This is a genomic window from Methyloferula stellata AR4 (genome assembly GCF_000385335.1).
In the GTDB taxonomy this organism is placed as follows: Bacteria; Pseudomonadota; Alphaproteobacteria; order Rhizobiales; family Beijerinckiaceae; genus Methyloferula; species Methyloferula stellata.
The window spans coordinates 3,882,810-3,895,514 of sequence record NZ_ARWA01000001.1 but is presented as its reverse complement, the minus strand read 5'-3'; the positions used below and the strand labels follow the sequence as shown (position 1 = coordinate 3,895,514).

The following is a 12,705-nucleotide window of genomic DNA, read 5'->3' as shown; positions in this document are numbered from 1 at the left end:
GAATGAACCGAGTGATCGGGCCGACGTCACGAAGATTGCTGAGGAGAGACGGAAATGACCAGTATCAGCCGGGAAGACCCATCGGTATGCGAGCTCAATGAGCCGCCGCGTTTCCTTTATGGCCAGCGCGTTCGCACCAAGCGCACCATTCGTAACGATGGAACGTTCTGCGGCAAGGATGTCGGCGACGTCTTGGCGAAGAAGGGCGAAGAAGGCTACGTCTGCAACATCGGCACGTTTTTGCAGCAATATTATATCTTTGGCGTCGAATTTATGCTCACCGGCAACAAAGTCGGCATGAAGGCCAAGGAACTCGAGGCCGTGGACGGCGACGAGGATGAAGACGCCAAGAAGAAAAAGAAGGCGGCACCCAAGGGAGACGAGGAATGATCGATCCAGACGGGGGAGCGCGGCCGCCCAAATATCAATGGGGTCAGCGCGTCCAGGTTGTCGAAGATCTCTTCAATGATGGATCCTACCCAGATCAACCCGTCGATGCCTTGCTGGCCAAATCGGGCGAGATGGGCGAAATCGTCAATATAGGAACCATCGAAGAGACGAAGAAGCCGCTTTATCTGGTCGAATTCGAGGGCAGCCGCTTCGTCGTCGGCTGCCTGGAAGAAGAGCTGCTTCCAGTCTGATTTCCGAGAACGCCCGTGGTATTGCCGCGCTGATCGCAGGCTTGCAAGCCGCGGGTTTCAATCGTAAAAGAAATCGCGTGCGGCGCGCGCGGTTTGGCCCGCCGAAACGAATGGAAGTCAAGTCTTCGCAGATTGGACTTCCACAGGGGCGACAGCGATCGGGCTTGGCCTGATCGTTTTCACGGCTTTGTTGACAATTGAACGGCACGGCTTTCGCTGCCCCATTCGCCTGGATGGACGCACCGAAACATATGCCTTTGCATGAATTTTGCTGTGCCCGGTTCACGGCCCGCGCCCTCAGGCAAAGCGGGGCGCGCTGGCTGGCAAACGAGAGTGAAACACATGATCTATCTCGATAATAATGCGACGACGGCAGTTGCATTGGAAGCGATAGAGGCGATGACCTCTTGCATGCAGAGCGGCCCGACCAATCCGTCGAGCAAGCACAAGGCGGGCGAATGCAGCAAGGAAACCGTGATGCAGGCGCGTGGCGAACTTGCCCGCCTGCTCAACTGCACGCCGCCTGAAATCGTCTATACGAGCTGCGGCACGGAATCGAACCATCTCGCCGTCTATGGCGCTCTGGCCGCGGCGCCCGAGCGCAAGCACATCGTCGCCAGCAGCGTCGAGCACCCGTCCTGCATGGAATTGTACAAGCACCTCGCGACGCAAGGCTATAGCGTCACCTATCTGCCGGTTGACGCAAAGGGCACGCTCGATCCGGCGACGGTCGAGGCCGCGATCCGGCCGGATACGGCGCTCGTCTCCGTAATGTGGGCGAATAATGAAACCGGCGTGATTTTCCCGATCGAAGCGATCGCCGCTTTGACGCGCGGCAAGGGGCTCTTGTTCCATACCGATGCCGTGCAGGCGGTCGGCAAGATCGCCGTCGATCTGAAAAAAATCCCGGTCGATCTTCTTTCTTTGTCCGGCCATAAGATTCACGCGCCGACAGGCATTGGTGCTCTTTTCGTGCGCAAGGGCGTGAAGATCCCGCCGCAATTGTTCGGGCATCAGGAACGCGCGCGGCGCGGCGGTACTGAAAACGTTCCTGGCATCGTCGGCCTAGGCAAGGCCGCGCTCGTCGCGCAAAAGGAATTGCAAGCCGAGACCGAACGCCTGGCCGCTTTGCGCGACAAGCTTGAAGCCGGGGTGCTGTCTCGGGTTTCCTTGGCGAGCGTCCATAGCGCCGGCGCCGAGCGCGTCAGCAATACGACGATGATCAGGTTCGGTGATCTTGAGGCCGAGTTGATCCTGGAGCGGCTCGATCGCGCCGGGATTTGCGCCTCGGCCGGTGCCGCCTGCACGTCCTCGAAGACGGAGCCGTCGCACGTGCTTCTGGCGATGGGCGTCGACGAGCGCGGTGCCTTGTCGTCGGTTCGCTTTTCTCTCGGCCGTGAAAATACGGCCGCCGATATTGACACGCTCCTTGATGTTCTGCCCGGGATCGTGAATGAAGCGGCGGCAATCGCCGCTTGATGAGGGCGCTAGGATTTTGGGTACATCAGTGGGGTCTCGATGAGAATTATGATACGCAAGGACGGCGCGGGCATTTTGACGGTCTACGTGCCGAAGAAGGACCTCGAAGAGCCCATCGTCTCGATGGAAAAAGAGAATATGTGGGGCGGGATCGTCACCCTCGCCAACGGTTGGCAATTGGAATTGCCGCCGGAGAGCGCCGCGACAGTGTTGCCTTGCACGGTTGAAGCGCGGAAATTGAACGAAGAATGAGATTTCAGCCATGAGCAGTCTCACGAGCGAAAACCTTGCGAAGATCGAAACCATGCTGGATGGTCCGGACGCGAATGATTCCGTGTTCAAGGACTTCCGGCAGAATTTTCCGGGTGTGTCGCTGACGCGGTGCGACCCGAGCGACGTCGACGGCGAGAATCCCTACAAGGAATTCCCGAAGTTCACACTTTATCTGATCAGCGCGGTCGATCACTGCGTGACGATGACAAGAGATCCCGGCGTCGCGACCGGGATCATCGTCGTGAACAAGGTGGCGTGATGGCCCATAGTTCGAGTTGGATCCCGATTTCGGACCCTGACATCTCGCAAGCCGAGCTCGATGCCGTCGCCGATGTTTTGCAGAGCCCGAATATTTCCTCGGGCGAAGCGGTCGAGGCTTTCGAGGCGGCTTTCGCACAATATTCCGGGCGCAAATATGCGATCGCGGTTGCAAGCGGCACCATCGGTCTGATGCTCGTGCTCGATGCCTATGGAATCGGCGCCGGCGATGAGGTGATCTGTTCGCCGCATTCCTACCGCGAGATCACCCATGCGATCGGTCTGCGCGGCGCTTTTCCGATCTTTGCCGATATCGACTATTGGTCTGGCTGCCTCGTGCCTGAAAAGGCCGAGAACAAGATTTCTGAAAAGACCAAGGCGATCGTCGTCGGCAATGTCAACGGACATCCGGCGCCGTGGACGTCGTTCCGCGATGTCGCGACCCGCAACAACTTGATCCTCATCGAGGATTCAAGCGAGGCCATCGGTTCGACCTATAAAAATCAAATGGTCGGAACATTCGGCGATTGTTCGATTTTCGACTTCTCCCAGCCGGGCCCGCTGGTCTGCGGCGAAGGCGGCATGGTCGTCACCGACAGTCAGGACGTTGCTATGGCGCTCCGCCGCTGGCGGTCGCACCGGGTCGAGGAACGCGCCTCGGTCGTCGTCGGCATGGCGGCGGCCTATAAGGCTTCGATGAGCAATCTGGCCGCGGCACTGGGTCTCGTTCAATTGCAGCGGCTCGAACTGATTCTTGAGCGCCGCAAGCGGACGGAATATTGGTATTTCGACTATGTGAAGTCCTTCGAGGGGATCAAGGATCCCTACATCGGGCCGGATGTCACGAGCGTCAATTGGTTCCTCTACATCGTTCATCTCGGGACGCGCTTTACGCGGTCGAGCCGGGACTCGATCATCGACGATATGAGGAAGGAAGATATCGAGGCGGCAGCCTATTCGGTGCCGCTGCATCAGCAGCCCTATTATTTTGAATTGGGCTATCGCAAGAAGGATTTTCTGGTGACAGAAAAAGTGGCGGATCGGGCTGTTTTGCTGCCGTTTCACGCGCACCTCACCGAGAACCAGATCGCCTTCATCGTGGGCACGATGAAGGATGCGTCGATCAACATCGGTGCGGGTGCGGAAATCACGCTTTAGAAGTCAGTAGAAAAATTCGGGAAGTCAGCTAAAACACCAACGCTTAAGACAGGGGTTCAATTGAAATGCCGACAGTAACGATCATGCCCTCGGGAAAAACGCAGGAAGTCCCGGAGGGGTCGACCCTCCTGGCCGCCATTCAGGCGGCTGGATTTCCGATGGAATGCAAGTGCAATACAGGGAAATTTGACAGCTGCCATATCTTCCTTCTCGAAGGAAAGAAGGGCTTGGCCAAAATGACCAAGGAAGAAAACGAGCGCCTCGAAAACATGATTGGCGTCGCGACCAAGTCGCGCTTCGCCTGTCTCGCCACGCTGGGCACCGAGGACGCCAAGATCGAGCTGCTCGGTGCGCTTTCCGGCTAAGACGGCCGTCGCACCTAACTTAGAAAGAAAGGATATGTCGCATGCCTATCGCTGAAGTCGTTCTCCAAGTCCGCTATGACCCCAAGGGGCTTTGCACCTCCTGTGGTGAAGCGCCCGAAGGTGTCGGTGCTCAGGAATGGTACGACTACCTCTCGTATCGTCTGCCCGTTCACTCGCTGTCCGGGGGGCGTGCTGCCTTCTACATGTCGCATGACGAGTTGGCGCGCTTCAAGACAATGGCTCCGGATGAAAAGGCAAATGCATGACCTCCGAAGCCATCGCTGCTATCAGGACGACCCTCAATGAGGGTCGTCTTATTCCCTATCTCGGGCCGGGTACCCTGGCTCTAGCCGGGGAAAATCTGCCATTGCCCGCGGGTCCCGAGCCGCTGGTTGCCAAACTCACGGCGAAGGCGACCGTGCCGCATAAGATCCGCAAGAATCTGTCGGCCGCCGCGCAATATATCGAGAACTTCAAGCACCGGAAAACGATCAGCTCGGTCATGACCGATGCGTTCAAGGCGCAAGTCCCTCCGACCGCCTTGCACACCTATCTCGCGGCGCAGGAGAAGATCCCGCTCGTCGTCTACGCCTGGTACGACAATCTGATGCTGCAGGCCATGCAGGCCTCGCGCACCAATAAATGGGGTCACGTGCAGGGCGTCAGCCATGCCGAACACCTTGCGACCTGGGTGCAATATTTCAATGCCGACAATAGCCTCATCGACAAGGAAGCCGAACTGGCGACGGCGCAGGCTTGGGAGTCGGTGCTCTATTATCCCTGGGGTTGCGTGACGCCTGGAAGCAATTTTCTTGTCTCCGACTCGGATTATGTCGAGGTCCTGACCGAAATCGACATTCAGACGCCGATCCCGGAAAAGGTGATGGAAATCCGGACGGGCCGCAATTTCCTGTTCCTCGGCTGCCGCTTCTCGAGCCAGGTCGAACGGATTTTCGCGTTCCAGATCATGAAGCGCTCGTCCGAAAAGCATTGGGCGGTGCTGCCCGAAGAGCCGACAAAGAACGAATTGAAGTTCTTCAAGCGATATAATATCGAACGTATCGACATGCCGTTGGCCGATTTCGTCGCCGAATTCGTGCAGCAAAAAGAAGCGGCGCTTGCGTGAGTTGGAGTTCAGTTAGAGCGGGCTTCGACATTCCCCAGTTGGAGCCCGCCTCAAAAGTGTCTGTAAGCCGGTGAATATTTCTGTAACACCCACGACAACTCCTTTCGTCGCGATAGGCGGACAAGCGGCCGTAGATGCCCTTGTCGATGCCTTTTATCTTCGCATGGACACTTTGCCCGAGGCGCGCGCGATCCGTGCGATGCATGCCAAGGATCTGACCTCGGTAAAGAAAATTCTCAAAAACTATCTCGGCGAATGGATGGGCGGACCCGCGCTCTATTCGCAGGAGCGCGGCCATCCGCGCTTGCGGATGCGGCATATGCCCTTTCGCATCGGCGAGGCCGAGCGAGATGCCTGGATGCTCTGTATGACCGGCGCCCTCGAAGAAGTCGTCGAGGATGCGTCTCTGCGGGCGCAATTACACCAATCTTTCTTCAAATTGGCGGACTGGCTCCGCAATGACGATGGGAATCCTCATGACGCTAACCATAGATAAAACACCTCTCGCGCGGCTTGAGGCAGAGAGCCGTCTCACACACGCGATCATCAAGGAAGAGATCAGCCCCGGCCGCTTCGGCTTCCGCGGCGAGATCGCGCTGAAGTTCCAGCAGCAGATGGCCGACGAGAAGCGGCCGCCGGAACTGTCGGTGTGGCAGGTGTTTACCTCCACCAAAGAGCCGGATGACAAGCACCTTGAGATGTTCATGTGCTATCTTTTGTCGTTCGAATATCTCGGGACGATCATGGAAGTCTTCGGCGACTTGTTTAAGCCGGGGAACAAATACTTCATCTATTCAAATAACCAGGATCTGCTGGCTAAGTATCGCATCTATATGGGCGATGTGATGTTCTATTGCTTGGCGATCGGCGAAGCCACTGCCTATAACGAATTCTTGGAGCTGCTGTTCATCGATAAGAACGACATCAAAAAGCTCAATACGGGCGGCAAGATGGATTATATTATCGAAGAAGCTGTGAAATTCGACTCCGACTGGGAAGTCATCACCTATGAAGAAGGTTTGAAGCGTATGGGCCCGGTCCGCAATCCGAACGAGAACCGTCCGGTCTGAAATATTCCTTAACTTCTCGAAAGTTGAAATGGCCGGGTATAGACCCGGCCATATTCGTTTCGACCGCATCCAGCTTGGCTGTGCTGCGAGCTACGCTTGTTTTACTTGGTAAATCCCGCGAATAAGCAGGTCTTTCGCGGCCGGATGAGATAGATTGAACAGATGGTCGATTCGCTGACAAAGCTTTATGCGTCCGTTCTCGAAGCCCGCGCTCGCGATCCGGCTTCGTCGCGCACGTCTAAGCTTTTTTCGAACGGCGTCGCCAAAATGGCGAAGAAACTGGCCGAAGAGGCCGTGGAAGTCGGTCTCGACGCCGTGCAAAAGCACAATGACAATGTCGTGTTGGAAAGCGTCGACCTGCTCTACCACCTCTGCGTCATTTGGGCGGAATGCAATGTCACGCCCGAAGACGTCGCCGCCGAAATAACGCGCCGCGAACGGCTTTACGGAGCGATCGAAAAACTCCCGAAGAAGCAGGCCGCGCGGATGCCGACCGACAAGGTTGCCTTTTTGCGTCCGCGGCGGAACAAGGCCGAGCGGCACTGATCCAGCCGATTTGTGGCCGGCGCGAGAGCGGCTGGTCGAGACCGTCCTGGCACGGCTCTGCTTAAAAATGCGGCTCTCTGCTTCAAACCACGCCTCTCGTGACTCTCGCGGAAACCCCAAGCGCTTCGCAAGGTTTGCGACAATAAAAATGGCGGCTTCGCCACCCCGTCCATGAAATGACGGGCCTTTCTTTATTCTCTTTTAAATATTGAAAAGACTTGCGCCGGGATTTGGGGCGGCCCGTAAAGAAAACGCCCAGATCTCGGCCGAATGGCGTGGCGATTTTACGTCGGATGCGTGCATTCGCGGGCTTTTCCCGTTGGCGTACTGTCGCAGCGGCGGCATGGCCTTGACTTTAAAGCCTTTGTACCGCCATCTTTCCTGTCGGCGTTACGACGCGTGTCGTGATTGCGACACGCCCGTATGACATAGAATAATCGCTTTAAAACAAAGCCTTACCCCTGGCATACGGTTTGCTACCAGTGGAGTAAGTTTCCGTGACGGAGGTTCCTGATGATTTCCCTGACCGATAGCGCCTTGCACGCGGTTAAATCCGCGCTCGAAAGATCCGGCAAAGAAGGCGCAGGTTTTCGCGTCAAGGCCGAAACGGGCGGCTGCGCGGGCTACAAATATGCAATTGGCCTCGACTCGCAGACGCATGAAGGCGACGAGGTGATCGACGCTGGTGATGACGTCCGTGTGTTCGTCGATTCCGCCTCTCAGGTTCTCCTGGCTGGCATGCAGATCGACTTCGTCGAAAGCCTCGAAGGTGCAGGCTTCGTGTTCGAAAATCCGAATGCGCAGAGCAGCTGCTCTTGCGGCAAGTCGTTCAGCTAAGGAGCCATGATGTTGGATTCGGCTCAAAACGCTCAACCCAAGGTCGTCGATGATGTTGGGGCGCCTGTCGCTGCGCCGCCTCCGAAGGCGGCTGAGGAGAGTCCGGCGGCTGCCGCTCATCGCAAGGTTATTTCCGATGCGCTCGACGCCATCCGTCCAAACCTGAAACGCGATGGCGGCGATTGCGAGCTCATCGATGTGCAGGGCGACAAAGTTTATGTGAAGATGGTTGGCGCCTGTTCCGGCTGCCAATTGTCCAACATGACCCTGAATGGCGTGCAAGCCAAGCTGGTCGAGGCGACCGGCCGCATGATCCGCTTGATCCCGATCACCACGCCTCAGGCGCCCATTCCGTTGAAGCTCAAATAGGCGGATTCGTTCGACGCGCTTTTCGGCAGAGTGTCGCATTGATTGAGAGATGATCGGCGGCCAGATAGAGCTTCATGCGGAAAATCTGCATGAAGCGATCCTGTGAAACAGCGGAGCGTTCGTCTATGAGCAGCGGAAATGCGTCGGCGCGGTCAGGGTTGCGGACGCCGGTTTTCCTCAATGATACGACGTTGCGCGACGGCGAACAGGCCCCGGGCGTCGCATTCACCATCGACGAGAAAGTCGCGATCGCCGAGGCTCTGGCCACGGCTGGCGTCCCCGAGATCGAGGCTGGAACGCCGGCGATGGGGGCGGAGGAAATCGCCGCCATCAATGCCATCGTCGGTCAAAATCTGCCGCTGACGCCGATCGCCTGGTGCCGCATGCTGCGTGCCGATATCGACGCCGCCGTTGCGACCGGGGTGCGGATGGTCAATGCCTCCGTGCCGGTCTCCGACATCCAATTGAAAGCCAAGTTCGGCGCTGGCCGCGCGCATGCTTTGGCGTTGATCGAAAATGTTGTGCCTTATGCCCGCGATTGCGGACTCGAAGTGGCTGTCGGCGGCGAGGACGCGTCCCGCGCGGATCCGGGTTTTCTCGCCGAAGTGCTCGATGCCGTGGCGCGCGCCGGGGCAAGGCGCTTCCGGTTTGCCGATACACTTGGCGTCCTCGATCCCTTTGCGACTTACGCAATGGTCGAGCATTTGCGCCGCCACAGCGATCTCGAAATCGAGATCCATGCGCATGACGATCTCGGTCTTGCGACCGCCAATACGCTGGCGGCTTTGCGTGCCGGCGCGAGCCATGCGAGCGTGACTGTCGTGGGGCTTGGCGAACGGGCCGGCAATGCGCCGCTGGAGGAAGTGGCGGTCGCTGTCTCCGCGCTTTATGGGCTTGAGACGGGCATCGACCTGCGTTCGCTCTCAGCCGTTGCGCAGACTGTGATGAAGGCTGCCGGGCGGGCCATTCCCGAGGCTAAAGCCATCGTCGGCGACGCCGTCTTCACGCATGAGTCAGGCATCCATGTCGACGGCCTGCTGAAGGATCGCAAATGCTACGAGGCGCTTGATCCGGCCGTGCTCGGGCGTACGCACCGGCTGGTGCTCGGCAAGCATTCGGGCCTCGGCGCCGTCGTGAACGCGTTCAAGGAATTGGGCATCGATGTCCAATCCGACGAAGCGAAGGCCATTTTGGCGCTGGTCCGCGCTTATGCGGAACGCACCAAAGCGGCGGTGCCGGCCAGCATGCTGATGACCTTCTACAATGAAATGGGTGCACAAGGCTTCGGCCCGCGTCAGCGCGTGCTCCCGGTTTTGGCGAATTAGGAATGGCCGAGATGAGCGATGCGGCCACGGCGGATCTGGTCTCGGAAAAAAATCGGCCGCAATCTCTGTGGAGCCTTCTGAGCGAAGATCTGCATTGTGTCCGCGCCCGCGATCCGGCCGCGCGCAACAATCTCGAGACGCTGCTCACCTATCCGGGCGTGCATGCGATCATCTGGTTTCGGATCGCGAACCGGCTCTGGCTGCGGAATTTGCGGTTTCCGGCGCGGTTCCTGTCCTGGTTCGGACGCTTCGTCTCGAATGTCGACATCCACCCGGGCGCGACCATCGGTCATCGTTTCTTTATTGATCACGGCGCTTCTGTCGTGATAGGGGAAACAGCCGTCATCGGAGATGACGTGACGCTTTATCATGGCGTAACGCTTGGTGGGACGTCATGGAAGCCTGGGAAGCGTCATCCGACTCTTGAAGATGGCGTGCTTGTCGGATGCGGTGCCAAGATTCTTGGGCCGATCACCGTCGGAGCAGGCGCAAGGGTCGGCGCGAATTCCGTCGTTATCTCGGATGTTCCGCCCGGCGTGACCGTCGTCGGAATTCCGGGGCGGATCGTTCGCGATGCGCATGAGCGGCGCCGGTTGGCCCGAGGGCGGATCGATCTCGAGCATCATCTGATGCCTGATCCAGTCGGCGAAGCGATAAGCTCGCTTCTGGATCGCATCGAGTTTCTCGAGGCGAGGCTGTCGCATTTTCAAGGCGAGTTCAACGGTCATGTCCGTTTAACCTCCGCCGTCTCGATCCGAGAGCCGGGACTATCTACTGAGGATTTGAAGTCATGAGTGGTTTTCTGAAAAACTTGCAGACGCTTTCTTCTGCCGAAGAGTTCTTCAAGGCCTTGGACGTTCCTTATGACGAGACCAAGGTGAATGTCCTGCGCATGCATATCATGAAGCGCATGGGCCAATATTTGGCTGGCGAAGATTTCGAGGGCGCGACGGACGATGAGGTCAAGGAGCGCTGCCGTGCGACGCTTGAAAAGGCCTATGAGGATTTCCAAAAATCCGATCCGATGAAAGAGCGCGTCTTCAAGGTCCTGAAGGAAGCGGTGCAGGAGAAGGTCGTTGCGCCGCCGCCGATGGTGCCTTTCTCTGATCTCTTGAAATAGAGATCCGAACGCACCTGCGGATCATGGCGCGGCCTTAAGGCTGCTCGTTTTAAGAATCGGTCCAAACAAGCTAGAGCGGATGGTTAATCCGCGGCTGGTCTGGAATTTGCTTTTGCTATGTGGAGAAGGGTGATCTCATGCATATCGTGGTATGCGTCAAACAGGTTCCGGACTCGGGGCAGATCCGCGTTCACCCCGTGACGAACACGATCATGCGGCAAGGCGTGCCGACGATCATCAATCCTTACGATCTGTTTTCCCTCGAAGAAGCTCTGCGGCTGCGCGACAAGCATGGCGGCGAAGTCACCATCGTCACGATGGGACCGCCCATGGCCGATCAGGCTTTGCGCAAATGCCTTACCTTCGGGGCGGACCGCGCGGTGCTTCTCACCGATCGTTTCTTCGCCGGCTCCGATACGCTGGCGACCTCCTATGCTCTGGGTCTGCTCATCGAGAAGGTCGCGGCCACTTGGGGCGCGCCCGACATCATCTTCTGCGGCAAGCAGACGATCGACGGCGATACGGCGCAGGTCGGGCCTGGCATAGCCAAGCGCTTGAACCTCCTGCAGCTCACCTACGTCCAGAAGATCGAAGAGTTCGATATCGACAAGAAAGAGATCACCGTCCACCGCCGCGCCGAAGGCGGCATTCAAGTGCTGAAGACCAAGCTGCCCTGCCTCGTCACCATGCTTGAAGGCACCAATGAAATGCGCCGCGGAACCATGGCCGACGCGCTGCGCGCTGCGCGTGCCGGCATCATCACCTGGAGCGCCGCTGACGCCGGCATCACCAATCTCGCACTCTGCGGTTTGAAGGGCTCGCCGACGATCGTCAAAAAGGTCTTCGCGCCGCCGGCGCGCGCGGAAAAAGCATTTCAGATCGAGGTCGCCGATAAGTCCTATGAGGACATTTGCGATGCTCTGCTAGGCGAAGTCTACAAGAGGCAGCCTGCCTTGGAACAAGACATGGTCAAAATGGCTCCCAGCTACTGAACGCGAACGAACGAGGGAAGTGGTAACAATGGTTGAAAAGCCTAAAGCGCCCGCAGCCGGAGCCGGCAACAGCCGCGCCAATACGAAGAAAGAGCTGCCGGAGCACCTCAAGGCCTATAAGCATATTTGGGTGCTGCTCGAACTCGAGCGCGGCGTCGTTCATCCCGTTTCCTGGGAGCTCATGGGCGAGGGGCGCAAGCTCGCCGACAAGCTCAAAGTCGACGTTTGTGGCGTCGTGCTCGGCGCACCTGGCACGACGGACGCAGCGGTCGCCGATTGCTTCGGCTATGGCGGCGACGTCTGCTATGTGGTCGAACATCCGTCCCTCTCCGATTATCGCAACGAGCCCTACACCAAGGTGATGACGGAGCTCGTCAATAAATATCAGCCGGAAATCCTGCTGCTTGGCGCAACCAATCTCGGCCGCGATCTTGCCGGCTCGGTTGCCACGACTTTGCTCACCGGCCTCACCGCCGATTGCACCGAACTCGATGTCGATGCCGAGGGCTCGCTTGCCGCGACGCGGCCGACCTTCGGCGGTTCGCTGCTCTGCACGATCTTCACGCTGAACTACCGGCCGCAGATGGCGACCATGCGTCCGCGCGTCGCCTCTGTGCCGCTGCTGACGCCTGGCCGTACCGGCCGCGTGATCCGGCATGAAGTATCGCTGCCGGAAGAAGATATCATCACAAAAATTCTGGCCTTCTTGCCGGACGGCACGACGAACAAGTCCAATCTCGCCTATGCCGACATTGTCGTCTCCGGCGGTCTCGGCATGCAGAATGCCGATAATTACCAGCTTGTGCGCGACCTTGCGGGCGTGCTCGGCGGGGAGTGGGGCGGCTCGCGTCCGCTCGTCCAAAAGGGCTGGATCCCGACGGACCGGCAGATCGGTCAGACGGGCAAGACGATTAGGCCGCGTCTCTACATCGCGGCGGGTATTTCGGGGGCCATTCAACATCGTGTCGGTGTCGAAGGCGCGGATCTGATCGTGGCGATCAACACCGATAAAAATGCACCGATCTTCGACTTCGCGCATGTCGGCATCGTCGCCGATGCGACGAAGGTTTTGCCGGCGCTGACGGAAACGTTCCGCAAGCGTCTTGCGCTCGCGGCGACGCGTTCCGCGGCTGAATAGGAGGCCCC

Annotated in this window: 19 protein-coding genes; all 19 read left to right on the top strand. The window is 58.3% G+C overall.

Features of this window, described 5'->3' with window-relative positions; translation table 11 throughout:
• Positions 1–54 precede the first annotated feature (54 nt).
• The 19 genes from A3OQ_RS0119355 (at position 55) to A3OQ_RS0119260 (ending at position 12,697) form a co-directional block, all read left to right on the top strand.
• The gene (locus A3OQ_RS0119355) at positions 55–390 is read left to right on the top strand and encodes a nitrogen fixation protein NifZ (protein WP_020177097.1); all 336 of its coding nucleotides are present in this window, start codon (positions 55–57) and stop codon (positions 388–390) included.
• Positions 387–641: a nitrogen fixation protein NifZ gene (locus A3OQ_RS0119350; RefSeq protein ID WP_020177096.1), complete on the top strand. Its 255-nt coding sequence runs from the start codon at positions 387–389 to the stop codon at positions 639–641. The genes A3OQ_RS0119355 and A3OQ_RS0119350 overlap by 4 nt, the downstream gene beginning before the upstream one ends.
• Positions 642–983: 342 nt before the next feature.
• Positions 984–2,120, top strand: coding sequence for a cysteine desulfurase family protein (locus A3OQ_RS0119345; RefSeq protein ID WP_020177095.1), 1,137 nt, complete (start codon positions 984–986; stop codon positions 2,118–2,120).
• Between the two features lie 39 nt (positions 2,121–2,159).
• Positions 2,160–2,372 (top strand): putative nitrogen fixation protein NifT, encoded by a 213-nt coding sequence (gene nifT, locus A3OQ_RS0119340; protein ID WP_026596023.1) that lies wholly within the window; start codon positions 2,160–2,162, stop codon positions 2,370–2,372.
• A gap of 10 nt (positions 2,373–2,382) precedes the next feature.
• A complete protein-coding gene (locus A3OQ_RS0119335) occupies positions 2,383–2,652 on the top strand; it encodes a hypothetical protein (protein ID WP_020177093.1) in 270 nt (89 codons plus the stop codon).
• Positions 2,652–3,809, top strand: coding sequence for a DegT/DnrJ/EryC1/StrS family aminotransferase (locus A3OQ_RS0119330; RefSeq protein WP_020177092.1), 1,158 nt, complete (start codon positions 2,652–2,654; stop codon positions 3,807–3,809). The genes A3OQ_RS0119335 and A3OQ_RS0119330 overlap by 1 nt, the downstream gene beginning before the upstream one ends.
• A gap of 65 nt (positions 3,810–3,874) precedes the next feature.
• Positions 3,875–4,174: a 2Fe-2S iron-sulfur cluster-binding protein gene (locus A3OQ_RS0119325; protein ID WP_026596022.1), complete on the top strand. Its 300-nt coding sequence runs from the start codon at positions 3,875–3,877 to the stop codon at positions 4,172–4,174.
• Positions 4,175–4,215: 41 nt separating this feature from the next.
• Entirely contained in the window at positions 4,216–4,440 is a 225-nt protein-coding gene (locus A3OQ_RS0119320) for a hypothetical protein (protein ID WP_020177090.1), read from the top strand.
• A complete protein-coding gene (locus A3OQ_RS0119315) occupies positions 4,437–5,300 on the top strand; it encodes an SIR2 family NAD-dependent protein deacylase (RefSeq protein WP_020177089.1) in 864 nt (287 codons plus the stop codon). Before A3OQ_RS0119320 ends, A3OQ_RS0119315 begins: the two co-directional genes overlap by 4 nt.
• A 70-nt stretch (positions 5,301–5,370) precedes the next feature.
• Positions 5,371–5,796: a group II truncated hemoglobin gene (locus A3OQ_RS0119310; protein ID WP_020177088.1), complete on the top strand. Its 426-nt coding sequence runs from the start codon at positions 5,371–5,373 to the stop codon at positions 5,794–5,796.
• Positions 5,777–6,370 carry a hypothetical protein gene (locus tag A3OQ_RS0119305; protein WP_020177087.1) on the top strand — a complete coding sequence of 198 codons (594 nt, stop codon included), beginning with the start codon at positions 5,777–5,779 and terminating at the stop codon, positions 6,368–6,370. The genes A3OQ_RS0119310 and A3OQ_RS0119305 overlap by 20 nt, the downstream gene beginning before the upstream one ends.
• Before the next feature lie 162 nt (positions 6,371–6,532).
• Positions 6,533–6,916, top strand: coding sequence for a phosphoribosyl-ATP diphosphatase (gene hisE, locus A3OQ_RS0119300; RefSeq protein ID WP_020177086.1), 384 nt, complete (start codon positions 6,533–6,535; stop codon positions 6,914–6,916).
• A gap of 513 nt (positions 6,917–7,429) precedes the next feature.
• The gene (locus A3OQ_RS0119295; RefSeq protein WP_020177085.1) at positions 7,430–7,753 is read left to right on the top strand and encodes a HesB/IscA family protein; all 324 of its coding nucleotides are present in this window, start codon (positions 7,430–7,432) and stop codon (positions 7,751–7,753) included.
• 9 nt (positions 7,754–7,762) lie between these two features.
• Positions 7,763–8,122, top strand: a complete 360-nt coding sequence (locus A3OQ_RS0119290) for a NifU family protein (protein WP_152428536.1) — start codon at positions 7,763–7,765, stop codon at positions 8,120–8,122.
• 125 nt (positions 8,123–8,247) lie between these two features.
• Positions 8,248–9,447, top strand: coding sequence for a homocitrate synthase (nifV, locus tag A3OQ_RS0119280; protein ID WP_020177082.1), 1,200 nt, complete (start codon positions 8,248–8,250; stop codon positions 9,445–9,447).
• 2 nt (positions 9,448–9,449) lie between these two features.
• On the top strand, positions 9,450–10,241 hold the full coding sequence (gene cysE, locus A3OQ_RS0119275; protein WP_020177081.1) for a serine O-acetyltransferase: 792 nt from the start codon (positions 9,450–9,452) through the stop codon (positions 10,239–10,241).
• Positions 10,238–10,567, top strand: a complete 330-nt coding sequence (gene nifW, locus A3OQ_RS0119270; RefSeq protein ID WP_020177080.1) for a nitrogenase stabilizing/protective protein NifW — start codon at positions 10,238–10,240, stop codon at positions 10,565–10,567. The genes cysE and nifW overlap by 4 nt, the downstream gene beginning before the upstream one ends.
• Positions 10,568–10,704: 137 nt before the next feature.
• A complete protein-coding gene (locus A3OQ_RS0119265) occupies positions 10,705–11,559 on the top strand; it encodes an electron transfer flavoprotein subunit beta/FixA family protein (protein ID WP_020177079.1) in 855 nt (284 codons plus the stop codon).
• Between the two features lie 28 nt (positions 11,560–11,587).
• The gene (locus A3OQ_RS0119260; RefSeq protein WP_020177078.1) at positions 11,588–12,697 is read left to right on the top strand and encodes an electron transfer flavoprotein subunit alpha/FixB family protein; all 1,110 of its coding nucleotides are present in this window, start codon (positions 11,588–11,590) and stop codon (positions 12,695–12,697) included.
• The last annotated feature ends 8 nt before the right edge of the window (positions 12,698–12,705 follow it).